This is a genomic window from Micromonospora zingiberis (genome assembly GCF_004331455.1).
In the GTDB taxonomy this organism is placed as follows: Bacteria; Actinomycetota; Actinomycetes; order Mycobacteriales; family Micromonosporaceae; genus Micromonospora; species Micromonospora zingiberis.
This window is the reverse complement of record NZ_SJJR01000021.1, coordinates 81,673-106,415: the sequence shown is the minus strand read 5'-3', so window position 1 is coordinate 106,415 and position 24,743 is coordinate 81,673. Positions and strand designations below refer to the sequence as shown.

Below are 24,743 nucleotides of genomic sequence, written 5' to 3'. Positions count from 1 at the left end.
TCGCCGCGAGGCTCGGCGTGATGGCACGTGCGGTTCAGCTCGACAGGGCCGTGCCACCGTCAGTTTGGTCGCCGCGAGGCTCGGCGTGATGGCACGTGCGGTTCAGCTCGACAGGGCCGTGCCACCGTCAGTTTGGTCGCCGCGAGGCTCGGCGTGATGGCACGTGCGGTTCAGCTCGACAGGGCCGTGCCACCGTCAGTTTGGTCGCCGCGAGGCTCGGCGTGATGGCACGTGCGGTTCAGCTCGACAGGGCGGCCGTGCCACCGTCAGTAGGTCGCCGCTCAAGGCGCGCCAAGGACCGCCAGCCCTGTTGCCGTCCTCAGTCGCGGACAGCTCAGTCAGGCGGGTTGGGTGCGGAGGTAGCGGCCGAAGTGCGGGACGGTGAAGGCGACGGTGCCGCGCTCTCCGGAGTAGATCAGGCCCTTCTTGATCAGGGCGTCGCGGGCCGGGGAGAGACTGGCGGGCTTGCGGCCGAGCGCACGGGCGATCTCCGCAGTCGGTACGGCCGCGTCCATGTCGTCCCGGCCGCCGCCGTCCGTCGCCCCCTCGACCAGGGAGAGTGCGGCCATCGCCCGCATGTACTCCCGTTCGGCCGGGGTGGCCCGCTCGAAGCGGGAGCCGAAGAAGCCCACCGCCAACTCCGCCTCGGCCTCGGGGGCGGCGACCCGTACGTCGGCGGCGGTGATCGGCGACCGGGGAGCATGGTCCCAGGTGGCCTTCCCGTACGCCTGGACGAAGTACGGGTATCCGCCGGACTTCTCGTAGAGCAGGTCGAGCGCCTTTGCCTCGTACTCGACATCTTCCCGCTCGGCTGGCGCGCAGAGTGCGTGGTCGGCGGCGATCCGGTCGAGTCGGTCGATGCGCTGGTAACGGAAAAGCCGTTCGGAGTACGACTTGGCCGCGCTCAGCACCGCCGGCAGGTGTGGCAGCCCGGCACCGACCACGATCAGCGGTGCGCCGAGTTGGGACAGTTCGTGACAGGCGGCGCAGAGCGCGGAGACCTCCTCCGGCCCGAGGTCCTGCATCTCGTCGATGAAGATGGCGATCCCGGTGCCGACGTCGCTGGCCACCGAGGCGGCGTCGGTGAGCAGCTCCACCAGGTCGATCTCGATGTCGCCGGAGTCGGCGCGCCCGCTGGCCGCCGGTACGTCGATGCCGGGCTGCCACCGGTCACGCAACTTGGGGGCGGCGCCGCCACGTCCGGTGGGGGCGCCCCGTTGGGCGAAGGCCTTGAGCACCCCGAGGAACGCGTCGATCCGCTCCGGTGCCCGGTGCCGTGGGGCGAGTTCCCGGGCGGCCATGTGCAGGGCGGCGGCGATCGGTCGACGTAGTGACTGGTCGGGCCGGGCCTCGATCTTGCCGCTGCCCCAGAGCCGGTTGATCGCCTGCGAGCGAAGGGTGTTCAGCAGCACGGTCTTGCCTACGCCCCGGAGGCCGGTGAGCATCAGGCTGCGCTCGGGGCGGCCCCGGGCGACCCGTTCCAGCACGATGTCGAAGACGTCCAGTTCCCGCCCCCGCCCGGCAAGCTCGGGCGGGCGCTGACCGGCGCCGGGGGCGTACGGGTTGCGGACCGGATCCACGAATCGCAGAGTATCGGGCCGTCTAGCCGAGAGGCTAGACATCGATAGACGAGGCTACCGGCGTGTCGGCCCTCGACATAAAACTAGTGCTGTCTAGCGTCCATGCTAGACAGCACTAGTTTCACCGATCGTCGGTCGCCGGAGCCGCTTCAGGTGCGTCGGTCAGCCGCGCCGCTTCAGGCAGAGCACGAAGTCGAGAGAGTCCAGCTCGCTGTCGAAGAAGTACCAGTTCGTGTAGCCGTCGACCTGGGCGCACTTCGCCTCGGCGTCCTTCTCGCCGCTGGTCTTGCCGTCGAAGCGTCGCAACACCTCGTACGTCGACGGCACGCAGTCGCTGATCAACAGCTTGGGCTTGCTGCCGGCCGGCGCGTCGTTGCGCACGCACTGGCCCTGCTGCACGAAGCGGGGATCGGTGGACGTGTTGCTGGCCGGCGTACTCGGCTCGGGCTCGTCGCCCTCATCCGGGTCCGCGGTCGGTAGCGGCGGATCCTGGGTCGGCGCGGCCACCGCCGTCGGCGTCGCATCGTCGTCCTGCCCCAGCAGGTAGTACGCCGTCCCACCGCCGAGCACCAGCACCAGCACCGCCACCAGCGTGGCGATCACCGGCGCACGCCCGCGCCGACGCTCCGGCGGTGGCGTCGGTTGGCCGGCGTACGCGTTGACCGCCGTGTCGTCCTGGTGGCCCCGGCCGCCCGGCGGGTACGCACCGTAACCGGGCCCGTCCGCGCCCTGCCCCGGTGCACCGTACTGCCCGGTGGGCCCATGTGGTCCGGGGCCGTACTCCGGCCCACCGGGTCGGTGCGGCCCCCCACCGTAGGTCGACTCCGCCCCATACCCCGGCCCCGAGCCGTAGACCTGACCGCGGCCGTGCACCTCGCCGGATCGCGGCTCCTGCCACGGCTGCGGGCCGCCGCCCGGTGGTCCGTAGTTCGCCATGCACGCCCTCCTGGATGGGATGCAGCCCGGCGGGTCATCACCGAGAACCCCCGCCACTACCCACGTCACCGTAGCGTGTGCGCCAGGTGGCTTCGGCCCGCACGGCAGCCCGGTCAACCATCGGCGGGTAGGTCAGATGAGCCGCAGTTGGCGGTCCTTCGGACGGCGGGGGCCGGCGCTGTCACCGAGACGCTCGAACAGGCCGGGATCGATCACGTCGAGGAACGGTGACGGCCGGGCGTCGCGTTCCGACCCGTGGCGGACCCGGGAGGCCGCGTGGCTGACATAGAGCCGGTCCTGTGCCCGGGTCAAGCCGACGAAGAACAACCGGCGTTCCTCGGCGACCGCGTCGTCGTCGGGCACCGAGCCCGGCCAACGTAGCGGCAGCAGCCCGTCCTCGGCGCCGACCAGGAAGACCACCGGGAACTCCAGGCCCTTGGCGGCGTGCAGGGTCAGCAGGGTGACCGCCTCGGCGCGCGGATCGAGGGCGTCCACCTCCGCGCCGGTGGCCAACTGGGACAGGAACAGCTCCAGGTCGTCGCCGCACCGCCGGGCCAGTGGCGTGAGCAGGTCCACCGCCGTTCGGACGTCCTCCGGGCGTACCCCGCCGGAACCGTCGAGGGTGGGGATGGCGAACCGCTCGGCGAGCACCTGTCCGGCCAGGCGTACCCGGGCGGGCAGGGCACCGTCCAGGCCCGAGGCGTGCCGCAGCTCGCGCGCGATGGCCAGCACCCCAGGTCGGTCCCGCAACCGGTCGTGCGAACGCTTCTGCACCGGGATGTTGGCCCGGGACAGGGCGTCCACGATCGGGGCCGCCTGCGCGTCGGTCCGGTAGAGCACGGCGATGTCGGAGAAGGAAAGGGTGGTCGACCGGCCGTCGATCCGGCCGGAGTCCAGCGACCGGTGGGAGAGACCACCGACCAGTTCGTCCACGGTGCGTACCACGAAATCGGCCTCGTCGGCGACGGAGGCTGCGGCGTACCGGCCCACCAGCGGGGCCTCCGGGTCGAGCCGGGCCGGATCCAGCCGGCGGCCCCGGACCAGCGACGACGGCGCGATGGCCTGCACCGAGGCGGCCAGGATCGGTGCCGAGGAGCGGTAGTTGCGGTTGAGGCGGACCAGTCGGGCGTCGGTGAAGTCCTGCGAGAAGCGCAGGAAGTATCCGACGTCGGCGCCCCGGAACGAGTAGATCGCCTGGTCCGGGTCGCCGATCGCGCAGAGGTTGCCGTCGGCCGGGCTGAGCAGCCGCAGCAACTCGTACTGCACCGCGTCGACGTCCTGGTACTCGTCGACGAAGATCCACCGCCAGCGGTTCCGGTACCGCTCGACCAACTGCCGGTCCTCGCGCAGCAGCGCCACCGGCAGGGTGAGCAGCTCGTCCAGGTCGACCATGCCCTGCTTGCGCAGCAGCGCGGCGTAGCCGGCGGGGTCGTCGCCGGCCTCCGTACGGGCCGCCGTCCGCTCGGCGTCGTCGGCGATCCGGAAGTCGTTCGGCAGGCCGGCCGCCTCCGCGTTCTCCCGCAGGATGCTCAGCCCGAGCGAGTGGAAGGTGCCCACCGTGACGTCCTCGGCGACCGGGCCGAGCAGGCCGTCGAGGCGGTGCCGCAGTTCCTCGGCCGCCCGGCGGGTGAAGGTGATCGCCAGGCACTGCTCGGGAAAGACGTTCAGCTCCGCGCAGAGGTACGCGATCCGGTGGGTCAGCGTACGGGTCTTGCCGGTACCCGGTCCGGCGACGATCAGTAGCGGGCCACCAGGTGCCGAAGCGGCTACCCGTTGCATCGCGTCGAGCCGGTCGAGCAGCCCGGTGCCGACCTCCTCCATGCCGGCGAGCATCGGCTCGAACGGCTCGTGTGGGGAGGGCTGCGGCGCGATCGGTGGTGGCGGCGGGGCCGGCTTGCGCTTCGGTTCGGCCTTCGGCGCCGGCCGTTTGACCTTGGCATCCGGCTTGACCGGTGAGTCGGCGGGCCGACGCTGGGCCGGCACCGGCACGTCGAACAGCGTCTCCTGCCCGCCCGAGGCGCCGCCACTGCCCAACTCCGCCGGATCGAACAGGGTGATCACGCCGTACTCGCCGTCGTAGCCGGGCACCCGGCGCACCTCGCCGCGCCGCAGCCGGCCGATGCCCTCGGCGAGCAACTCGCCGCCGACCCGGCCGATCTCGTCCAGCGGCGTACGGGTCAGGATCTCCAACTCGGGACCGAGTCCGGCGACCAGCTCGGTGAGCTTCCCCTCGACCCGCTTCGAGCGTGGGCCGACCTTGTTGATCTCACCGAGGATCTCGGCGAGCTGGATCAGGTGGGTCACCTCGCGAGCGTGCTCCGGCCGGTACCCCTCGGGGCGGTCCGCCAACTCCTCCACCCGGCTGAGTACGCCCACCGTCAACGGCTTGCCGCACTCCGGGCAGCGACCCCCGGCCTCCCGGGTGCGCTCGGGCGCCCAGTTCACCCCGCACAGCCGGTGGCCGTCGGCGTGGTACTTGCCCTCCTCGGGGAAGAACTCGATCGTGCCGGCCAGCCCGTCGCCGGTGCGCAGCGCCTCGCGGATGCCGAAGTAGTCCCGGGGTGCGGCGAAGACGGTGGCCTCGCGGGCCAGCGCGGGCGGTGAGTGCGCGTCGGAGTTGGAGACCAGCCGGTAGCGGTCCAGGCTGCCGACCCGCCAGTTCATCTCCGGATCGGAGGAGAGCCCGGTCTCCACCGCGAAGATGTGCTCGGCCAGGTCGGCGTAGCAGTCGGCGATGGCGTCGAAGCCGGACTTCGAGCCCAGCGCGGAGAACCACGGGGTCCAGATGTGCGCCGGGACCAGGTAGCCGTCGGGGCTTGCCTCCAGGGTGATCTCCAGCAGGTCGCGGGAGTCCAGGCCGAGGATCGGCCGGCCGTCCGAGCCGAGATTGCCGATCCGGCCCAGCGCGGCGTTGAACCGGCCCACCGCGTCCAGATCCGGCAGGTAGATCAGGTGGTGCACCTTGCGGGTCCGGTCGTCCCGCTTGTAGATCGTGGAGATCTCCACGCTGAGCATGAACCGGACCGGATCGGCATCAGCCTCGCTGGCCAGCCGGGGCGGCAGGCGGCGGGCGATGTCCCGTTCCATCTCCGGAGACAGCCGGTGCAGGCCGGGCTCGGCCGGATGCAGCGTCTCGCGCAGGTGGTCGTACCAGGCGGGATGGGTGAAATCGCCGGTGCCGAGCACCGCGATGCCCTTGCGCCGGGCCCACCAGCCGAGGTTCGGCAGGGTCAGGTCCCGGCTGCACGCTCGCGAGTATTTCGAGTGGATGTGCAGGTCCGCGACGAATGGCGGGAGGCCACCGGGGGGTACGACGCTGAACGGGGGCACGCCGCATCCTGCCACGACCGGCGGCGCTCCCGCTCGGCGCCACGCTCGGAAGGTGAGGTGCGCTATGCCGAGCGCAACTCCACCAGAGTGATCTGAGGCTCCGCACCGACCCGTACCGGCGGACCCCAGAAGCCGGCGCCGTTGGTGACGTACACCTTCGTGCCGTCCACCTCACCGAGACCGGAGACCACCGGCTGTTCCAGCTTGACCAGCAGGTTGAACGGGACGACCTGACCGCCGTGGGTGTGGCCGGACAGTTGCAGGTCGACGTCGTACTTGGCCGCCTCGAACGCGGCCACCGGCTGGTGGGCCAGCAGCACCACCGGCCGGGACGGGTCGCGGTCGCCCAGCGCGGCGGCGTAGTCGGCCGGCGCGGAGACTCCGGTGCCGGCCGCGCTCACGTCGTTGACCCCGGCCAGGTCGAGTACGCCACCCCGGGTGGCGATCTCCAGCCGCTGGTTCTGCAACACCCGCAACCCGAGCCGGTCGACCTCGGCCACCCACTCCTCGACGCCCGAGTAGTACTCGTGGTTGCCGGTCACGAAGTAGCTGCCGTGCCGGGCGCGCAGCCCACGCAGGGGTGCCGCCGCCTCGCCCAGCTCGGCCACCGTACCGTCGACCAGGTCGCCGACGACGGCGACGATGTCGGCGTCCAGGCGGTTGATGGCGGCGACGATCCGCTCGGTGTGCACCCGGCCGCGCAGTGGCCCGATGTGGATGTCGGAGACGGTGGCGATCCGCAGGCCGTCCATGCTGCGCGGCAGCTTCGCCAGCGGAATCTGCACCCGGTCCAGCTGAGGTGGGCCCATCGCGGTGCGTACGCCGCTGCCGACCAGGCCGGCGGCGGTCAGCCCGGCGAAGATCGCCGCACCCCGGGCGAGCAGCAGCCGGCGCCCAGGATCGTGGTCCGGCCCGAACGCGGCGGCGGCCGGCGGTTGGCTCGCCTGGTCGGCCGTCGGCAGGGTGCCGGTCGGTGCCGGCTCGTCGGTCGCCGGGGCGCCGGCCGTACCGACCAGCACCGGCTCCGGCGGGGCCACCGCCGCCCGGCGGCGCAGCACCAGCCGGGTCACCAGCATCGGGATCTCCAGCACCACGAGGATCACCAGCAGGTAGAACATCAGCGCGAGCCAGACGTAGCCCGGCCAGGCCAGCCAGTACATGCCCGCGCGCGTGCCGACCATGGTCGCCGGTACGAGCAGCGCCAACACCAGCGCGGTGACCGTCCCGATCCGCCGCCAGGGCCCCGCCTTGGTGGTGTCCTTGACCAGCCGCTTCCACAGGTAGAGATGGATCAGCCCGGTCACCAGGGCAAGAGTGGCCACGAAACCGAGTACCGCGAACACGTGTGAATTCCCCTCAGCCGCCGGCGAAGGGCGGTAGGACGTCGATCGTCACTCCGGCCGGCAGCGGTTTGTCACGATCATGACAGGTCACGCCGTCGACCAGAAAACTCGCCACCGCCAGCACGCCGACCAGTCGCTCCCCGTGTCGCTCGGCCAGTTCCGTCAACAACGCGTCAAGAGTACGACCGGCGGAAACGGTTTCCTCGCTGCGGCCGGCAGCGGCCCGCGCACCAGCGAAGTAACGAACGGTGACGGTTGCCATGGTCAGCCTCCGATGGCCGACATCGGCCTGGCGGGTTGCAGGAACGTCGGGTCGTCGATGCCGTGCCCGGCCCGCTTGCCCCAGGTCGCGGCCAACCAACGCCGGGCCAACTCGTCGTCGTCGGCCCCGGCGCGCAACGCCCCGCGCAGGTCCGCCTCCTCGGTGGCGAACAGACAGTTGCGGACCTGGCCGTCGGCGGTCAGCCGGGTCCGGTCGCAGTCGCCACAGAAGGGCCGGGTCACGGTGCCGATCACGCCGACCCGGGCCGGGCCGCCGTCCACCAGCCAGGTCTCGGCCGGTGCCGCGCCGCGTGCGGCCGGATCCGGGCTCAGCTCGTACGCGCTGCGCAGGGCGGCCAGGATCTGCGCCGCGGTGACCATGCTCGCGCGGTCCCAGCCGTGCTGTGCGTCCAGCGGCATCTGTTCGATGAACCGCAGCTCGTAGCCGTGGTCGAGGGCGAAGCGGAGCAACGCCGGTGCCTCGTCGTCGTTGACACCGCGCATCAGCACGCTGTTGACCTTGACCGGGGTGAGCCCGGCGGCAGCCGCACCGGCCAGGCCGGCGAGCACGTCGGCCAGGCGGTCCCGTCTGGTGAGCCGGACGAAGCGCTCACGGTCCAGAGTGTCCAGCGAGACGTTCACCCGGTCCAGTCCGGCGGCGCCCAGCGCCGGCGCCAGCCGGGCCAGGCCGATGCCGTTGGTGGTCAACGAGATCCGGGGACGCGGATCGAGTGCGGCCACGGCCGTGACGATGTGCACCAGGCCGGGGCGGATCAGTGGCTCACCACCGGTGAACCGGACCTCGTCGACGCCGAGCCGGTGCACCGCGACCCGGATCAGCCGGATCACCTCGTCGTCGGTGAGCAGCTGCTGCCCGGCCAACCAGGGCAGCCCTTCGGCGGGCATGCAGTACGTGCAGCGCAGGTTGCACTTGTCGGTCAGGGAGACCCGCAGGTCCCGAGCGATCCGGCCGTACCGGTCGACGAGGGGGCCGCCGGTCGGCGGCGCGACACTCATCCGTTGACCGTAGCGCGCCCGGACCCGCTCAGGGTGGCTCGGGCGAGCCCGATGACCGAATCTCGGTAAGCACTTCCGAACAAAGCGGTGTGCACGAGCATCAGGTGCAGCTGGTGCAGTGGCAGCCGCTGCCGCCAACCATCGGCCAACGGCCAGGCTTCGTCGTACGCGGCCGTGATCCGATCGGCGTGCGGCGGGCCGCCGAACAGCGCGAGTTGCGCGAGATCGGTTTCCCGGTGCCCGCCGTGGGCGGCCGGGTCGACCAACCAGACCCGGTCGTCGGCGCCCCAGAGCAGATTGCCGGGCCACAGGTCGCCGTGAATCCGCGCTGGCGGTTCGTCCCCACCGAACTCACCGATCCGGGTGACGACCTGCTCGACCAGGGTCACAGCGGTGCCGTCCAGGGCTGCGTTGTCGACCGAGCGGCGCAGGTAGGGCAGCAGCCTCGCCTGGGCGAACCAGTCCGCCCAGGGGCCGTCGTGCGGGGTGTTGTCCGCCGGCAGCGCCCCGATGAAACCGGGCCACGACGCCCCGAAGGTCGGTGCGCCGGCCCGGTGCAGCCCGGCGAGTTCCCGGCCGAAGCGTTCGGCGGCGTCGGCGCTGGCCTCGCCCGGCTCGATCCACTCCAACGCGAGCAACTCGGGCAACGCCACCAGCACCTCCGGCACCGCGACCGCGTCGGCCGCCCGCAGCCAGCGCAGCCCGGCCGCCTCGGTGGCGAAGAAGCCCTCCGGCACCGGCCGCCCCGCCTGCTCCGGCCACGTCTTGGTGAAGACCGAGTGGCCGTCGTCCAGCGTCAGTCGGGACGCCACGCAGATGTCGCCGCCGCCGACCGGCGTCTCCCGGATCCGCTGGTGGGTCAGGAAGGTCGGCAGGTGCTCCGGATGCGCCCGCAGGTACGCCAGATCCATGCCCCGCAAGGTATCGCCTCCGGCGAGAAGGAAGGGCACCTTCTTAACGCCTCCGGTAGAGGAAGGGCCCCTTGTTAACACCGTGCCAGGCAGGGCGGGCGGGTGCAGGTGGGCGACGGACCGTGGAGATTTCCCAGGAGCAGGGGAAATACGGTGGGTAGCTGTGGATAACCGGCGTGTCATCCACAGGGGCAGCGGTGCGTACCGGCCGGCTCGCACTCTGGCCGCATGAACTCGACGGAGATTCCCCGGCTGACCGTCCGCTCGCCCGCCGACCTGATCGCCGCGGTGCCGTACCTGCTCGGCTTCCATCCGACCGACAGCGTCGTGGTGGTGGCGATGTCCGGCTCCCGGGTCGTCTTCGCCGCCCGGGGGGACCTGCCCGGCGATGTTGACCACGGCGAGGCGGCCCGGCACATCGCTGCGGTGACCGCCCAGCAGGGCGCCGACTCCGCCACCGTGATCGGGTACGGCCCGGCTGCGCAGGTGACCCCGGCGCTCGACGCGGTCCGGGGTGCGCTGACCGTCGCCGGGTTGGCCGTCCTCGACGCACTGCGGGTCACCGACGGGCGGTGGTGGTCATACCTCTGTACGGAACCCGAGTGCTGCCCGCCGGAGGGAACCGCGTACGACCCACGGGGCAGCGCGGTACCGGCGGCGGCCGTCTTCGCCGGCCAGGTCGCGCTGCCCGACCGGGCGGCCCTGGTGGCCCAGGTGGCTCCGATCGGCGGGATGGCCATTCGGCAGGCCACCGAGCGGGCCGAGCAGCGGTTGACCGAGTTGCTGGCGGCGGCGCCCCCGACGGATCTGCTCGGCGCACGGGCCCTGCGGACGGCCGGGGTGGCGGCGTACCGCGTCGCCCGGCGCCGGTACGGCAACGGCGAGCACCTCACCGACGACGAGGTGGCCTGGCTGTGCGTGCTGCTGACCCACCTCCCGGTACGCGACCACGCCTGGGAGCGCACCGACGGCCGGGACGAGGACGTGGCGTTCTGGACCGAGTTGCTGCGTCGGGCCGAGCCGGGGCTGATCGGGGCGCCCGGCGCGCTGCTGGCCTTCGCCGCCTGGCGGGCCGGGCAGGGTGCGTTGGCGGCGGTGGCGTTGGAGCGGGTGCTGGCCGAGCACGCCGACTACTCGCTCGCCCTGCTGATCGACGACCTGCTCCGGCGCGGTGTGCCCCCGTCCCGGCTCGACGGTTGGCCGGTCAGCGGGCCGACGATGCCGCCGAGCCGAAAGCGGCGCCGGTCGCGCCGCCGCCCACGATGAGCCACGGGATGAGCCAGGGGGTGAGCCACGACAGTGCGGCACCGGACGGGGCACGACAGCGCAGCGGCAGGCATCGCCCTTGGGACAGCGCGGTCAGTCAGCGATGCTGGATAATCGGCAGATGTCCGAACCAGCGCCGGGGTACGCATGAGCGCCGCGCTGCTGCTCTCCCTCGCCGGGCTCGCCCTGATCGACAGCACCAGCATCGGCACGTTGTTCATCCCGGTCTGGCTGCTGCTGGCGTCCGGTCCGGTCAGCGTCCGGCGAGTGTTGGCCTACCTGGGCACCATCGCCGGGTTCTATTTCGTGGGGGGGCTGGCGCTCTATTTCGGGGGCAGTGGCCTGGCCGAGGTGTTGGGCGGCGCGCTGGACAACCGGCCGGTGCTCTGGGGCCAACTCGTGCTCGGGGTCGGCCTGCTGCTGTTGAGTTTCCGGTACGACGGCAAGCGAGGTGCCGGGACCGGCCGGGTGCTGCGTTGGCGGGATCGGGTGACCGCCGGTGACGCCTCACCACGGTGGCTGGTCGGGCTGGCGTTGTTCGCCGCGCTCGCCGAGGTGGCGACGATGCTGCCGTACCTCGGTGCCCTCGGCCTGCTGACCACCTCGGGTCTGGGCGTGCCGACGGTGGTGGCCCTGTTGGGTGGGTACTGCCTGGTGATGGTGTTGCCGGCGATGGTGCTGCTGGGCGCGCGAGTGGCCTGGCCGAGGCTGGTCGAACCGGTGCTCGCCCGGCTCAACGCGTGGATCGTGAAGTCGTCCGGCAGCATGCTCGGCTGGGTGCTCGGCATCGCCGGCTTCCTGATCGCCCGGGACGCGGCCGTCCGGCTCGGACTGTTCGAGATGCTGTTCACGAACCGCTGAGCGGGGACGTCAGCCGGTCACCCGGTGTGGGGCGGCGTAGACGTTCATGGTTCGGCCGCGCAGGAAGCCGACCAGGGTCAGGCCGGCTTCGGCGGCGAGGTCGACCGCGAGCGTGCTGGGCGCGGAGACCGCCGCGAGCAGGGGTACGCCGGCCATCCACGCCTTCTGGGTCAGCTCGAAGCTGGCCCGTCCGGAGACGAGCAGGACGTGCCCGGCCAACGGCAGCCGTCGCTCGCGTACCGCCCAGCCGACGACCTTGTCCACCGCGTTGTGCCGGCCCACGTCCTCGCGTAGCACCACCAGGTCGCCGTCGCCGGTGAACAGACCTGCGGCGTGCAGCCCGCCGGTGCGGTCGAAGCCCTGCTGCCCGGCGCGCAGCCGCTGCGGCAACTCGGCCAGCAACTCCGCCGCTACGGTCAGCGGGTCGCCGGCCACCTCGTAGCGCGAACGGGTCCGTACCGCCTCGATGCTCTCCTTGCCACAGACGCCGCAGGCGCTGGTGGTGAGGAACTGTCGGCTCGCCTCGACAGCCGGCTCCGGCACGCCGGGCGCCAGCGCCACGTCCACCACGTTGTACGTGTTCGGGGTCTCCGCGCCGGCACACAACTGCGCGGTGGACACGTCGTCCGCCGACCGGATCAGCCCCTCGGTGAGCAGGAAGCCGAGCGCCAGGTCCAGATCGGCGCCGGGCGTACGCATGGTGACGGCGAGCGGGCGGCGGCGAGCCGGTCCGGCCGCACCGACCCGGATCTCCAGCGGCTCCTCGGCGGCGAGGGTGTCCGGCCGGCGGGTCAGCGTGCGCCCGTCGGCGGCGTCGAGGTCCACGCGGAGCACCACGCGGCGGTCAGTAGCCCGTCCCACCCCACCATCCTGCCCCGACCCCCACCCCACCGCCCGCCCACCCCGCTGCCCACCCGACTGCCCACCCCACTGCCCGCCCACCCCGCGACCGGCCAGCGCCCTGCCACCCGGCTACCGACCAGCCTGCGGCCCGGTGGCCGGACCACCCGGGCAGCCGGCACTCGTGACGTGCTGACTGCGAACAGGGCACCCAGCGCCTGACCAGCCCACCGCCCGCCCAACTCGCCAGCCACCGTCCGGCCGGGACGGTCAGGGGGAGGGGCGGCGGGCTACGGTGGCCCGGTGAGGGCGTACGCGGCGGTGGTGCTCGCCGGAGGCGCGGCCCGCCGGATGGGCGGACTGGACAAACCAGCTCTGCCGGTCGGTGGTGTGCCGATGCGCGAGCGGGTGCTCGCGGCGGTGGCCGACGCGTCGCCCCGGATCCTGGTCGGCCCCGGGCCGGCCCCGGCCGGCGTACGGCTGGTCCGGGAGTCGCCGCCCGGCGGTGGGCCGGTGGCGGCCACTGCGGCCGGGCTGGCCCTGCTCGACGCCGACGTGGCGGCGGTTGCCCTGCTCGCGGCCGACCTGCCGTTGCTGACCGGCCCGGCCGTCGGCGAACTGTTGCGCCAGCTCGACGGCCCGCCGCCCACCCCGGCCAGCACGTCGGTGGGAGAGGGCACCCTCGACGGCGCGGCGGGAGTCGACGGCCAGGCGGGCGTCGACCCGCGACTCGCCGTCCGGTCGTACCGCACCGGGACCGGCCGGGACGCGGACGCCGAGGTCGACGGGGTCTGTTACGTCGACCAGTCCGGACGGCGGCAGCCGCTCTGTGGGGTGTGGCGCCCGGCGGCGTTGCGCGCGGCCCTCGACCGGCTGACCGTACGGCGTGGCGAGTTGGCCGGCGCCTCCCTGCGGGAGTTGCTCGCCGGGCTGGCCGTGCGCGAAATGACGTGGTCCGGTGAGGGCCCGCCGCCGTGGTTCGACTGCGACACTGAGCGGGACCTGCGGCGGGCGGAGGAGTGGTCGCGATGACGGTGATGGACGACTGGCTCACGGCGGCCGGTGCCGAGTTGGGTGTCGACCCGGCCGACGTGCCGGTACAGGCCGTGCTCGACCTGGCCCGAGACGTGGCCCATCAGGTGCTCCGGCCGGGTGCCCCGGTCAGCGCCTACCTGCTCGGCCTGGCCGTCGGGCGGGGTGCGGATCCGGCCACGGCGGCGGCCCGGCTGACCGAACTGGCCGGCACCTGGCCGGTCGAACTGGGTGGCGACCGCAACCCGGGCTGACCGGAGAGCCGGTCGAACAGGGTGGCGACCGCAACGCCGGCTGACCGGAGAGCCGGTCGAACTGGGCGACGACCGCAACCCGGGCTGACCGGACTGCCGCTCGAACTCGGTGGTGATCACAGCGCCGGCCGACCGGCGCGGGGGTGGCTGTCCGATCACGGTCCGGGCTGATCCGTCCCGGCGGCCGGCTGGGTAGGGTGGCCGGAACGGACGGAGGCGATCATGACGGCAGACCACCCCTCGGTACCGCCCGGCACGCCGGCACACCACGAGTCGATCCTGCTCGATGAGCCGAGCACGGCCGACCTGCGGGCGAAGGTGACCCACGCGTGGCGGGAGTTCGCCCGGGCGTTGGCCGACCGGTTGGCCGCCCTGCCGCCGGGAGCCCACCTGGAGTTGACCCTCGACCCGACGGCCTCCGGCATCGACGACGCCGTCTACTCCGTCAGCATCGAGGTCGCCGAGGAAGGTGGTCTGTCGGCTCGGGCGGTGGGCAACGCGACCCTGCCGCAGGGCTACCGGTTGGACCGGGCGGCCGTGGCCGACATGGTCGCGTTGGGCTGGTCGCCGCCGGGGGTGCTTGCGGGCTCGGGCGACCAGTTCGGCCTGCACTGTGCGGTGGACGAGAGCAGCCGGCTGGCTGCTCTGCTCTCGCGTACGCTGCGCGACATCTACGGCGCCCCGCACCCGGCGTTCCTGGTCTACGTGGTCGTGGACGCCGACGGCGAGCCGTTGCCCGGTGAGCCGCTGGGCACCGCGCGCAGTGAGTTCGGCACGGGTCGGGAGATCGAGACCGAGCTGGCGGAGGCGCTGACCGGTGGCTCCGGCGCGGACAGCGAGGTGCTGGAACTGGCCGAGCGGGTCCGGACGGTCGTGTCGACCATGCTCAAGTCCGACTCCGACCGGGTCCAGGTGGACTCCGACGGCGACATCAACATCCGCGCCGGCTCGGCGATGGTCTTCGTCCGGGTACGCGACAACCCGCCGCTGGTCGACGTCTTCTCGCCGGTGCTCACCGAGGTCGAGCCCACCGAGCGGTTGTACGTCAAACTCTCCGAGCTGACCAACCGGATGCCGATCGGGCGTCTCTACTGCGCCGACGACACCGTCTGGGCGTCGATCCCGGTCTTCGGCCGCAATTTCCAGCCCACCCATCTGATGCTCGCCGTACAGGTGATGACCGGCCTGGCCGACGAGTTGGACGACCGGCTGCACGGCGAGTTCGGCGGCAAGCGCTTCTTCGGCGAGGGGGACAAACCGGGTCGGGGTGAGCACCGCACCGGCATGTACCTGTGAGGGTGGTCGGCCGGTTCTCGCCCGGCTCGACCCAGTTCCGGTCTGCGGGCCGGAACTGGGATTGAGGTCGAGGGGTGGGGCCCGGAAACCCCGAGAAACCGAGCCCCACCCCTCGGGGGAGGGAGATTCAGGTCGTCGGGATCCAGTCGAGGCTTCGGGCCGTGGCCGGATCGGTGGCCCGCAGGCCGGCTTCGGAGACGGTCCAGAGGACGTCGCCGATCATCAGTGACCGGTGTGCGGAAGGCCACATGATGGCCCTTCCTGAGCTGGGTGTCACGTTCGGGTGGGCGATCCGGCCGATCTCGTCGATCTTGTTGTCGGTGACCCGCAGCAGCCGTAGGCCGTCGTCGACCGGCAGCACCACCAGGCCCGTGTGCGGCCAGTAGAGGAAGGCGTGCGGGTTGTACTCGACGGCGGACCATCCGGAGGGCAGGTGCCACTGGTCCAGGCGGGTCGGCCGGGTCGGATCGCGGACGTCGAAGAGGGACACCTGCACGCCCTCCGTACGCCCCTGCGCGTCGGCCTCCTGACCCACGCCGAGCAGTCGCCCGTCGGGCAGCGGGTGCAGGTACGCCGAGTAGCCGGTGATCTTCAGCTCGCCGGTCACCACCGGGGCGGCCGGGTCGGTCAGGTCGAGCGAGTAGAGCGGGTCGGTCTGCCGGAAGGTCACCACGTACGCGAGCGGCCCGAGATAGCGCACCGAGTAGATGCGTTCGCCCCGCCCGAGCCCGCCGACCGCCCCGACCGGCACCAGCGACCCGCCGTCGCGGCGCAGTGTGCGTACGGTCGACTCGGATCGGCGTCCCTCGCCCCAGACGTCGCCGACGGTGGTGGCCACCCGCAGGTGCCCGTCCCATTCGGACAGCGCGTACTGGTTGATCAGCCAGCCCGGTACGGAACCGGCGGCGAGATAGCGGGGTCGGCCCGGCGCGCCGGTGTCGAACTGGTAGATCTCGGTGATCTGGTCGCGGACGGTGGGCCGCCAGCGGAGCAGACCGGCCTCCCGTCGCGGCTGTTGGCCGGCGAGGTAGAGGCTGGTCGCCGTGCCGTAGACCGTGGTCGCGTCGGCGGCGACGCTGACCGGATCGCCGTTGCCCAGCCGGTCGGCGCCGACGTCGAAACTGAGCACGGTGAGCATCGAGGCGCCGGTCATCCGCTTCGGACGGCTCAGCCGATCGCAGTCGACCCGCCCGGTGTGCCGCTCGGCGCCGGCCGTCCACTCGTACGCCGGCAGCCAGGACTCGACGCCGGCGCGGTCGATCACCGCGCGGTTCTTCCTGGTCCGGGCCCGCTCGCTGCCGTCGCCGTCGAGCGGGAACTCGAACTGCGGCGCGGACCGGATCACGACCCGGGCGGTGCCGCCGGTCAGCCGGGCGTCGAGCAGGCTGCCCCCGATCCGGTACGTGCCGATCACCGTGGGCGCACCGGCCAGGTCGACCAGGAACAGGCGCGCCGCCTCGGCCGACGCCCCCGGCCAGGCCCGGTCGGCGGCGATGAACTGGGCCCCGTCCGCGAGCACCAGCGCTCGGTCACCGAGCAGCAGCAGGCGGTACGGCACCCAGTGCGCCGGCTCGTCGCCGGGCAGGTCGAGGTGACCGATGATCCGTCGACTGCCCGGGTCGATCACCCGCAGGACGCCGCCGGTGACCGTGACGATGCGTCGCCCGTCGGTCTTCACCACGTCCGGCTCGTCCGCGCCGGCCTCGTGGTTGTTGGTCGTGGAGTACTCCGGCGCGGCGCTGCCGCCCGCCTGGCTCCTCGCCTCCGCCCCGGTGGCGGCGACGGCCGCCCGGTCGCCGAACAGCGTGGCGCCCTCGAACCCGTACGGGCCGACCGACTCGCGGGCGGCGGCGCGCAGTTCGGTGAGGGCGTCGGCGCAGGAGTCGAAGGAGATCAGACCGGCCGCTGGCACCATCACCGGCCCGGTCGGCCGTTCCGGCGCCGAAGCAGCCGTGCTGCCGGCGAGCAGGGCCAGGGCAAGTAGGGTGCTCCCGGCCGCGACGACTTTGCTTCCCCGTTTCATGGCCGGTTCGACGCGGGACGGCCGCATCCGGTTCCGTACCGGATGCGAGGTCCCCGCGCGTCGATTCGGGTCAGCTGACCGACGGCCCGACGCCGGGGGACTCGACCAGCCGGGAGAGCACGATGGTGCTGCGGCTGGAGGTCACGAAGCTCTCCGCCCGCAGCCGCTCCAGCGCCTCTTCCAGGTGGGCGATGTCGGCGGCCCGCAGGTGCACGAGCGCGTCGGCCTCCCCGGAGACGGTGTACGCCCCGACCACCTCGGGGTGTCTGCGTACTGCGGCCCCGAGCTGTGCCGGGGTGGTCCGGCCGGCGCAGAACAGCTCGACGAACGCCTCCGTGGTCCAGCCGACCGAGGCGGGGTCGACGACGGCGGTGAATCCCCGGATGACCCCGGCGGCGCGCAGCCGGTCCACCCGTCGCTTGACCGCCGGAGCGGAGAGTGACACCCGGGTGCCGATGTCTGCGTACGAGGCGCGGGCATCGGCAACGAGCAACGCAATGATTCGCTGGTCAACCGCGTCGATCTGCAATGTTCCGCCCCTGAGAAGCAATGGTCGTGGCTGTTACTAAAGTTCTAGCCTACCTACTCTTGGTGACCGTGGACCAGCAGCGAGTGCCGCGAAAGCGGACATATCTCATGTGCTCGCCGGAGCATTTCGCGGTCGAGTATGCGATCAACCCGTGGATGGACGTGACCGCACCGGTCGACCCGGAGTTGGCGGTCAAGCAGTGGGACCGCCTGCGGGAGACCCTGGTCGGTTTGGGGCACGAGGTACACCTGCTGGCCCCCGAGCCCGGACTGCCCGACATGGTCTTCGCCGCCAACGGCGCGTTCGTGGTGGACGGGACGGTCTACGGCGCGCAGTTCAAGCACCACCAGCGGGCCGCCGAGGCGGCGGCGCACCGGGCCTTCTACGAGTCGCAGGGCTGGCGGTTCATCGCCCCCAACGAGACGAACGAGGGCGAGGGTGACTTCGCGTACCTGCCCGAGGCGCACGGCGGGCTGGTGTTGGCCGGGTACGGATTCCGTACCGAACTGCCCGCGCACGCGGAGGCACAGGAGGCGCTGGGCCGACCGGTGATCTCGCTGCGGCTGATCGACCCGCGCTTCTACCACCTGGACGTGGCGCTCGCCTCGATCGACGACGGCAACATCGTCTACTACCCGGGCGCGTTCTCCGCCGCCAGCCAGAAGGTGCTCGCCCAACTCTTCCCCGACGCGGTGCTGGCCGACGACTCCGACGCCCTCGCCTTCGGGCTGAACCTGGTCAGCGACGGCGCCAACGTGGTGCTCAACAGCGAGGCGACCCGGCTCGCCGGGCGGCTCAGGACGGCCGGCTACACGCCGGTGCCGGTGGAGTTGGCCGAGTTGAAGAAGGGCGGCGGCAGCGTCAAGTGCTGCATCGCCGAGCTGCGGCACTGAACCCACCGCCCAGCGGCACAGCCACGACGAGAGGGGTCGGCCCGCGCCGGCCCCTCTCGCGCGTCGATCGGGCGCTCAGCCCAGCGTGGCCAACTCGTTGACCAGGACGTTCGACAACACCTGGCCGTCGTGCTGCACCTCGCGCAGGTACCACTTCTGCTGCGGGGTACGCGGCTGGTTGAACTGCCACGCGCCACGCGGGCTGTCGATCTGACCGATCCGGCCCAGCGCGAGGTTGACCTCCTGCGGCGTGGGCGTCGAGCCGGCCAGCCGGATCGCCTGGTCGAGCACCTTGGCCGCGTCGTACGAGGCCATCGCGTAGGTGGTCGGCGAGGCGTTGTGCTTCTTGCGGTACGCCGATGCGAACCGGCGGTTGGCGGCGTTGTTCAGGTCGGCGGAGTAGTTCAACGCGGTGCGGATGCCGAGCGCCTCGTTGGCCGGCCTGATGCTCTCCAGCACCGAGCCCTCGGTGAGGAAACCGGGCGCGTAGATGCTGCCCCGGAAGCCGGCGTCGCGTAGCTGCATGATGAACTCCGCCGCCGCCGGGCCGGAGTAGAAGCAGAAGACCACCGTCGGGTTGCGGCTCAGGGCGCGTTCGATGTCCGTGACGTAGGTGCCCTTGCCCGGGTTCGGGCTGTTGGACGTGAAGACCACCGGGTCGGCGATCCGTGGGTCGGACTCGCCGAACTCCTGGCGGAAGCCGCGCAGCACATCATCTCCGCCGACGGCCGCCTCCGGCAGGATCATCGCCACCCGATCGGTGGGGCCGAGTTCGTCCTTGAGGTAGCGGCCGAGCGCCCGCCCGGCCTCGTCGAGCACGTACGAGGTGCGCCAGATGTAGACGACGCTCTGCAGGCTGGTGGGTGAGGCGTTGGAACCGATCAGCGGCACTCGGGCCTGCTCGATGACGTCCCGGATGCCGAACATGATCGCCGAGGAGGCGACCCCGGTCAGCGCGAGTACGCCCTGCTTGAGTAGCCCGTCCACGGCGGCCTGGCCGGTCTTGACGCTGTCTCCCTCGTCGGCGACGAGCAGTTCGACCGGGTGGCCGCCGAGCGCTCCGTCGCTGAGGTCCAGGTAGAGCTGGAATCCGTTGCGTAGCTCGTCGCCGATGGCCTTGCCGGCGCCGGACTGCGGTGCGATGAGCCCGATCTTGACCGGGCTTTTTGTGCTGGCCGGCTCCTCGGTGTCCGAGGCGCACCCGGCGAGGAGTCCACCTGTACCGAGCGCGGCCAGCAGTTGGAGTGCCCGCCTACGGTTCATCTGCGACACCGGGATCCCTTCAGATGCGTCACCGGGGCCTCCCGCCCCTTCGGCGTTCTACCTGTTTGGCGACGCTGCGTCAATGGTTAATGATCTTCGTGTAGAGACCGCAACCTGGCGGTTACCTGCGGCCAGGCTGGCGAATCCGGGTCGATGAGCCCGAAATGTTCGCACTCGGGCAGCTCCACAAGGTGCATATCCCCACCTGATGCCTGGGCTGCGGCCACGTACGCCCGGCTCATCTCTACCGGTACCTGCTGATCCAGGGTGCCGTGTATCACTACGGTCCGTGCTGGGAGCGGTACCACGATCAGCGGGTCCGCTTCCTCGTACCGCTCGGGCACGTCGGCTGGCCCGCCGCCCAGCAGCGCCGCCACCGCGCCCGAGTCCAGATCCAGCCGGTACGCCTCGGCCAGGTCGGCAACCGGGGCGAGCGCGAGCACTCCGCCGACGTCCTGCGGTGACCGTGCCGCCGCGTGCAACGCGAGATGGCCACCGGCCGAGTGCCCGACCAGGATCGGCGGCACCGGCGCGACCCGACCGGGCAGCGCCGCGGCGGCCAGCCGTGGCAGCGCCGACACCCCGCACCGTACGTCGGTCAGCGTGCCCGGCCAGCCGCCACCGGGTTGCCCGGTCCGGCGGTACTCCAACTGGGCCACCGGATACCCGAGCCGGGCCAGCGCGTCGGCCAGCGGATCGGTGTGCCGCCGGTCGTACTCCGCCCGCCAGAAACCGCCGTGCACCACGATCAGCAGCGGCCGGGGCGGGCCGGCACCGACCGGGCGACGCAGATCGGCGATCTGGTCGGGATCCTCGCCGTAGGCGACGGTCAGGTCCGGCTCCGGCGCGGGCCGGGTGAGCACGGCACGGGGATCGGAGGGCACCGGCCGACGGTAGCGCGATTCGCCGCCGGGCGAGGCCCCGGGTCGGCTGTGGTGATCGGGGTGCCGGGCCGGCGGGCGCGGACGGGGGTGACTGAGTAAAGATGGGTGTCATGACCGAAGCGCGCTCCGCTGGACAGAACGACGAGCCTGGCCGGGACGGCACCGGGCACTCCGGCACCGTGGTGGTGGTCGGGCCGGACGGCCGACCGGTCGGCACGGTGCATACCGACGACGAGCCGGGCGAGGACCCGACCCGCCTGGTCGAGCAGCCGGCCAAGGTGATGCGGATCGGCAGCATGATCAAGCAGCTCCTGGAGGAGGTGAAGGCCGCGCCGTTGGACGACGCGAGCCGGCACCGGATGCGCGAGATCCACGAGCGGTCGATCGTCGAGCTGAAGGAAGGTCTGGCTCCCGAGCTGCGTGAGGAACTGGAACGGCTCTCCCTGCCGTTCGCCGAGGACCAGGCACCCACCGAGGGCGAGCTACGGATCGCTCACGCGCAGTTGGTCGGCTGGTTGGAGGGGCTGTTCCACGGCATCCAGGCCGCCCTGGTCGCCCAGCAGATGGCGGCACGGGTGCAGCTGGAGCAGATGCGTTCCGGCCGGCAGGCGCTGCCGAGCGGGCCGAGCGGCGCGGTGCTGCCGGGAATGCCGGGCCTGGGCCAGGGAGCCGGCGGCGAGGGCCACAGCACCGGCCAGTACCTCTGACGGCGCCCGGGTGCGGCGGCCGGTGGCCTGCCGCACCCCGGGCCAGCCAGCCCGACAACCGGCCAGCCCGACAACCGGTCAGCCCGACAACCGGTCAGCCCGACAACCGGTCAGCCCGACAACCGGTCAGTCCGCGCCGAAGACCTTCTCCAGGTACGTCGCCACCCCGTCGGCGGAGTTCGCCGAGGTGACCTCGTCGGCGATGGCCAGTACGGCGGGGTGCGCGTTGGCCACCGCCACCCCCCGTCCGGCCCAGGTCAGCAGCGGTACGTCGTTGGGCATGTCACCGAAGGCCAGCACCTGGCTCGCCGCCACGCCGATCCGGTGGCAGTACCAGGCCAGCCCGGCCGCCTTGGTCACCCCGGCCGCCGAGATCTCCACCAACCCGGAATGCGAGGAGTGGGTGGCCTCCGCCAGGCCGGCGAGGGCACCGGCGACCAACTCGGTGAAGCGGTCCGGATCCTGCTGTCCCTCGGTCCGGGCCAGCAGCTTCACCGCCGGCAGCGAATGCAGTTCCTCCGGAGTCTCCACGGCCCGGATCGCCGCCTCGTCGGCATCCCAGCGCAGCGGGTAGTGCACCTCGTGCCGCATCTGCCGACTGTCGACGATCTCCACCGCGAAGCTCACCCCGGGCACCTCGGCCCGCAACCGGCGGGCCACCTCGGCGAGCAGCTCCGGGGCCAGCGGGTCGGCCCGTAGCACCTCGTCGTTGACCGGGTCGTAGACCACCGCGCCGTTGGCGCAGACGGCGGGCAGCGGCTCGGCCAGTTGGTCGTACACCAGCTTCAGCCAGCGGATCGGCCGGCCGGTCACCAGTACGACGGGCGTGCCCCGCGCGGAGAGTCGGGCCAGTACGGCCGCCGTGTGGGCACTGAGCGTACGGTCATCGCGCAGTAGCGTGCCGTCGATGTCGCTGGCGACCAGGCGTGGCGTTGCCTCCATCACCTGGACAGTAGCCGGTCGAGGTAGACCGCCACCCCGTCGTCGTCGTTGCGCAGTGTGAGATCGTCGGCGACGGCGCGCAGCGCCGGATGGGCGTTCGCGACCGCCACCCGCCCCCAGCCGGCCCACTCGAACATCGGCAGGTCGTTGGGCATGTCACCGAAGACCAGCACCTCGGCCGGGTCGACACCGAGGCGCTGCGCCACCACGCTCAGCCCGGTCGCCTTGTCCACCCCGGGTGGGCAGATCTCGATGAAACCGAGCCCGGCCTGGGTGAGCGTGGCCAGGTGCGGCGGGACGACCTGCCGGGCGACGGCCAGCAACTCGTCGACATGGTGGTCGGCGGTACGCGCGAACGCCTTGATCACGTCGCCGGCCAGGCACTCGGCGCGGTTGCGTACCTCGAACCGGTCCTGGTACGGCCAGTCCGGGTGGTAGTCGCCCCACAGCGGCGCGTCGTGCTCGTCGGACGCCTCGACCATCACGGTCAGCGGGCCGACCGCAGCTTCCAGGTCGGCCAACAGCGCGGCCAGGACCTCGCTGGAGAGTCGTTCGTCGCGCAGCACCACCGGCCCGACCGGGTCGCTCTGGTCGACCACCCGCCCGCCGCCGGCCATCACCAGGAAGTCCGCGGCCCGGATGTCGTTGCGGGTCAGTTCGGTCAGCCGTGGGCCGCGGCCGGTGGCGCCGACCACCGGAATTCCAGCGGCGCGCACCCGGTCGAGAATCTCGTGGGTATACGCCGAGACGGTGTCGTCGCTACGCACGAGCGTCCCGTCAAGGTCGGTGGCGATCAGCTTGGGCAGGCCCGGGCGGGTCATCGTTCCTCCTTCGCCCGCCGCCGTCGCGGCCAGCCGTTCCGGTCGCGAGTTGGCGACCCGGCGTGACGGCGGGCAGCAACCGTACCTCGCCGAACCGACCCCAACCACGACTTCCAGACGAATCGGTGCGGTACAAGGAAGGGCACCTTATTAACGCCTGGTGTATAGCAGGGGCCCCCTATTAACAACGCGGGGCAGCGCGATCAGTCCGGCCGAGCCTCGCGGGCGAAGGGCACGGTGGGGGTGACGGTGATGTCGATCGGCGGCCGGTCCGCTTGCTCGTCCGCCTCCTCGGCCTGCCGGCGGGGGCGCGGCTGACGCCGGCCCGGCTCGGCGGCCGCCGAGCCGTCCGGCCCGGAGCTGGTTCGAGCGAGGGCGGCGGCGAACAACAGGACGGCCACGAAGGCCATGATCAGACCTCGTCCGAACTCGACCGAGAAGCCGTCATCGCCGGAATAGACCACCGCCCGCCGGCCGCCGTCATCGAGGGAGACCGCGGTCGCCACCAGTACGGCGAGCAGCCCCACGGCCAGGGCGAAGCCGGCGACCCGGGCGTTGGGGCGTACGGCGACGGTGCCGCGTAGGGCGAGTGCGACCGTAGCGCCGAGCACGAGCATCCCGACCAGGTAACCGATGCCCAGACCGCCGATCTCGGACACGCTGCTCGGCATCTCGACCGGATCACTGCTGTCGGCACCACCGGTGGGAATCGTCACGGTGACCCACTCGCCGAGCAGCGAGGCGAGGGCGGCGGCGGTGCCGAGCCCGGCGAGCAGCAGCGGTACCCGGTGGTCGCGCCCGAGACCGGCGAGGGCTTGCCGCAACCGGCCCGTACCGGCGGGCTCCTCGTCCTCCGTGCCCCACTGGACGATGCTGGGGCCGTCGGTCCGGTCGTCTTGACGGGGGATGGGGAGGTCGTGGGTCACCGCTGCGCCTCTCCTCGTGGCCTGGTCGTACGCCCAGGGCGGGATCTGTGTCGCATCATGGCACAGCCGGCCATCCCCTTCACGGAACGTGGACGGGTAGCCGCGCTGGTCGGTCGCCTGCCGGCGCGTGGTCGACTAGCGTCAGGTGCATGCCTATTCGTACCGCTTCCGCACGCTGGCAGGGCAACCTCCCCGAGGGGTCCGGCACGATCCGCACCGGCAATGGTGGGCTGGAGGGCAACTACTCCTTCAAGTCCCGCTTCGAGTCCGGTGAGGGCACCAACCCCGAGGAGTTGATCGGTGCCGCGCACGCCGGCTGTTTCTCGATGGCCTTCGCCAAGGCGCTCTCCGACGCCGGCGCGACGCCGACCTCTGTGGAGACCACCGCGAAGGTGCACCTGGACAAGACCGAAGCCGGCTTCACGGTGACCCGCATCGAGCTGGAAACCGTAGGCACCGTGCCCGGCATCGACGAGGCCCAGTTCGCCGCCCTGGCCGAGACCGCCAAGCAGAACTGCCCGATCTCCCGCCTCCTCTCCCCCGCCGCCCAAATCACCCTCACCACCCACCTGACCCCCTAGGTTCTGTGTCGCGGATCTTGGTCCGGAATGGCCCCCATCGGGGCCGTTCCGAACCAAGATCCGAGGATGGGATCGGGACGCCGACCAGCGACGTTGGACCGCCCCGCGGACGAGCAACGCAGCCAGGCCGAACGCGACCTCAACGGCACAAGCACCGCCGCGACCAGGTACGACATCCCCGGTACCCACTTCCACGCCCTGCCCGACTCGCCGAACCTCGATCGGCCCACCCGCAACCCCCGACCCA

General features: G+C 72.0%; 23 protein-coding genes. 8 read left to right on the top strand and 15 right to left on the bottom strand.

The window, feature by feature from the left end; all coding sequences use genetic code 11:
* Positions 1 to 338: 338 nt before the first annotated feature.
* From E0H26_RS24215 to E0H26_RS24185, 7 genes are all read right to left on the bottom strand, one after another.
* A complete protein-coding gene (locus tag E0H26_RS24215) occupies positions 339 to 1,580 on the bottom strand; it encodes an ATP-binding protein (protein WP_131307552.1) in 1,242 nt (413 codons plus the stop codon).
* Positions 1,581 to 1,742: 162 nt separating this feature from the next.
* Positions 1,743 to 2,516, bottom strand: a complete 774-nt coding sequence (locus tag E0H26_RS30640) for an LppU/SCO3897 family protein (RefSeq protein ID WP_131307550.1) — start codon at positions 2,514 to 2,516, stop codon at positions 1,743 to 1,745.
* Positions 2,517 to 2,648: 132 nt separating this feature from the next.
* Complete coding sequence (locus tag E0H26_RS24205; protein WP_131307548.1) at positions 2,649 to 5,846, bottom strand: UvrD-helicase domain-containing protein; 3,198 nt, start codon at positions 5,844 to 5,846, stop codon at positions 2,649 to 2,651.
* Positions 5,847 to 5,908: 62 nt separating this feature from the next.
* Positions 5,909 to 7,189, bottom strand: a complete 1,281-nt coding sequence (locus tag E0H26_RS24200; protein ID WP_131307546.1) for a metallophosphoesterase — start codon at positions 7,187 to 7,189, stop codon at positions 5,909 to 5,911.
* Between the two features lie 13 nt (positions 7,190 to 7,202).
* Positions 7,203 to 7,451: a MoaD/ThiS family protein gene (locus tag E0H26_RS24195; protein ID WP_131307544.1), complete on the bottom strand. Its 249-nt coding sequence runs from the start codon at positions 7,449 to 7,451 to the stop codon at positions 7,203 to 7,205.
* 2 nt (positions 7,452 to 7,453) lie between these two features.
* On the bottom strand, positions 7,454 to 8,467 hold the full coding sequence (moaA, locus tag E0H26_RS24190) for a GTP 3',8-cyclase MoaA (RefSeq protein WP_131307542.1): 1,014 nt from the start codon (positions 8,465 to 8,467) through the stop codon (positions 7,454 to 7,456).
* Entirely contained in the window at positions 8,464 to 9,378 is a 915-nt protein-coding gene (locus tag E0H26_RS24185; RefSeq protein WP_131307540.1) for a fructosamine kinase family protein, read from the bottom strand. Before E0H26_RS24185 ends, moaA begins: the two co-directional genes overlap by 4 nt.
* A gap of 228 nt (positions 9,379 to 9,606) precedes the next feature.
* Between E0H26_RS24185 and E0H26_RS24180 the strand changes: the two genes are divergently transcribed.
* Positions 9,607 to 10,644 (top strand): DUF4192 domain-containing protein, encoded by a 1,038-nt coding sequence (locus E0H26_RS24180; RefSeq protein ID WP_131307538.1) that lies wholly within the window; start codon positions 9,607 to 9,609, stop codon positions 10,642 to 10,644.
* Positions 10,645 to 10,791: 147 nt separating this feature from the next.
* Complete coding sequence (locus E0H26_RS24175; RefSeq protein ID WP_131307536.1) at positions 10,792 to 11,505, top strand: GAP family protein; 714 nt, start codon at positions 10,792 to 10,794, stop codon at positions 11,503 to 11,505.
* Between the two features lie 9 nt (positions 11,506 to 11,514).
* Here the strand turns inward: E0H26_RS24175 and fdhD are convergent, their stop codons facing one another.
* Positions 11,515 to 12,366 carry a formate dehydrogenase accessory sulfurtransferase FdhD gene (fdhD, locus tag E0H26_RS24170; RefSeq protein WP_131307534.1) on the bottom strand — a complete coding sequence of 284 codons (852 nt, stop codon included), beginning with the start codon at positions 12,364 to 12,366 and terminating at the stop codon, positions 11,515 to 11,517.
* 282 nt (positions 12,367 to 12,648) lie between these two features.
* Here fdhD and mobA point away from each other — a divergent pair, with 282 nt between their 5' ends.
* From mobA to E0H26_RS24155, 3 genes are all read left to right on the top strand, one after another.
* The gene (gene mobA / locus E0H26_RS24165) at positions 12,649 to 13,377 is read left to right on the top strand and encodes a molybdenum cofactor guanylyltransferase (protein ID WP_131307532.1); all 729 of its coding nucleotides are present in this window, start codon (positions 12,649 to 12,651) and stop codon (positions 13,375 to 13,377) included.
* Entirely contained in the window at positions 13,374 to 13,631 is a 258-nt protein-coding gene (locus E0H26_RS24160) for a DUF6457 domain-containing protein (protein ID WP_131307530.1), read from the top strand. Before mobA ends, E0H26_RS24160 begins: the two co-directional genes overlap by 4 nt.
* 222 nt (positions 13,632 to 13,853) lie before the next feature.
* Positions 13,854 to 14,927 (top strand): T3SS (YopN, CesT) and YbjN peptide-binding chaperone 1, encoded by a 1,074-nt coding sequence (locus E0H26_RS24155; protein ID WP_131307528.1) that lies wholly within the window; start codon positions 13,854 to 13,856, stop codon positions 14,925 to 14,927.
* Positions 14,928 to 15,054: 127 nt separating this feature from the next.
* Here the strand turns inward: E0H26_RS24155 and E0H26_RS24150 are convergent, their stop codons facing one another.
* Together E0H26_RS24150 and E0H26_RS24145 are read right to left on the bottom strand one after the other, a co-directional pair.
* A complete protein-coding gene (locus E0H26_RS24150) occupies positions 15,055 to 16,950 on the bottom strand; it encodes a beta-propeller domain-containing protein (protein ID WP_131307526.1) in 1,896 nt (631 codons plus the stop codon).
* Positions 16,951 to 17,020: 70 nt separating this feature from the next.
* Entirely contained in the window at positions 17,021 to 17,479 is a 459-nt protein-coding gene (locus E0H26_RS24145) for an Lrp/AsnC family transcriptional regulator (RefSeq protein WP_131307524.1), read from the bottom strand.
* Between the two features lie 59 nt (positions 17,480 to 17,538).
* Here E0H26_RS24145 and ddaH point away from each other — a divergent pair, with 59 nt between their 5' ends.
* Entirely contained in the window at positions 17,539 to 18,372 is an 834-nt protein-coding gene (ddaH, locus tag E0H26_RS24140; protein WP_206025344.1) for a dimethylargininase, read from the top strand.
* A gap of 75 nt (positions 18,373 to 18,447) precedes the next feature.
* Here ddaH and E0H26_RS24135 read toward each other — a convergent pair whose 3' ends face one another.
* Together E0H26_RS24135 and E0H26_RS24130 are read right to left on the bottom strand one after the other, a co-directional pair.
* Positions 18,448 to 19,644 carry an ABC transporter substrate-binding protein gene (locus tag E0H26_RS24135; protein WP_131307522.1) on the bottom strand — a complete coding sequence of 399 codons (1,197 nt, stop codon included), beginning with the start codon at positions 19,642 to 19,644 and terminating at the stop codon, positions 18,448 to 18,450.
* Positions 19,645 to 19,721: 77 nt separating this feature from the next.
* Positions 19,722 to 20,519, bottom strand: coding sequence for an alpha/beta hydrolase family protein (locus E0H26_RS24130; RefSeq protein WP_131307519.1), 798 nt, complete (start codon positions 20,517 to 20,519; stop codon positions 19,722 to 19,724).
* A gap of 101 nt (positions 20,520 to 20,620) precedes the next feature.
* Here E0H26_RS24130 and E0H26_RS24125 point away from each other — a divergent pair, with 101 nt between their 5' ends.
* Complete coding sequence (locus E0H26_RS24125; protein WP_131307517.1) at positions 20,621 to 21,226, top strand: bacterial proteasome activator family protein; 606 nt, start codon at positions 20,621 to 20,623, stop codon at positions 21,224 to 21,226.
* 126 nt (positions 21,227 to 21,352) lie between these two features.
* Here the strand turns inward: E0H26_RS24125 and E0H26_RS24120 are convergent, their stop codons facing one another.
* From E0H26_RS24120 to E0H26_RS24110, 3 genes are all read right to left on the bottom strand, one after another.
* Positions 21,353 to 22,168, bottom strand: coding sequence for an HAD family hydrolase (locus E0H26_RS24120; protein WP_131307515.1), 816 nt, complete (start codon positions 22,166 to 22,168; stop codon positions 21,353 to 21,355).
* A complete protein-coding gene (locus E0H26_RS24115) occupies positions 22,168 to 22,989 on the bottom strand; it encodes an HAD family hydrolase (RefSeq protein ID WP_131307513.1) in 822 nt (273 codons plus the stop codon). Before E0H26_RS24115 ends, E0H26_RS24120 begins: the two co-directional genes overlap by 1 nt.
* 203 nt (positions 22,990 to 23,192) lie before the next feature.
* Positions 23,193 to 23,915, bottom strand: coding sequence for a hypothetical protein (locus E0H26_RS24110; RefSeq protein ID WP_131307510.1), 723 nt, complete (start codon positions 23,913 to 23,915; stop codon positions 23,193 to 23,195).
* 149 nt (positions 23,916 to 24,064) lie between these two features.
* Between E0H26_RS24110 and E0H26_RS24105 the strand changes: the two genes are divergently transcribed.
* The gene (locus E0H26_RS24105) at positions 24,065 to 24,496 is read left to right on the top strand and encodes an OsmC family protein (protein WP_131307508.1); all 432 of its coding nucleotides are present in this window, start codon (positions 24,065 to 24,067) and stop codon (positions 24,494 to 24,496) included.
* Positions 24,497 to 24,743 lie beyond the last annotated feature (247 nt).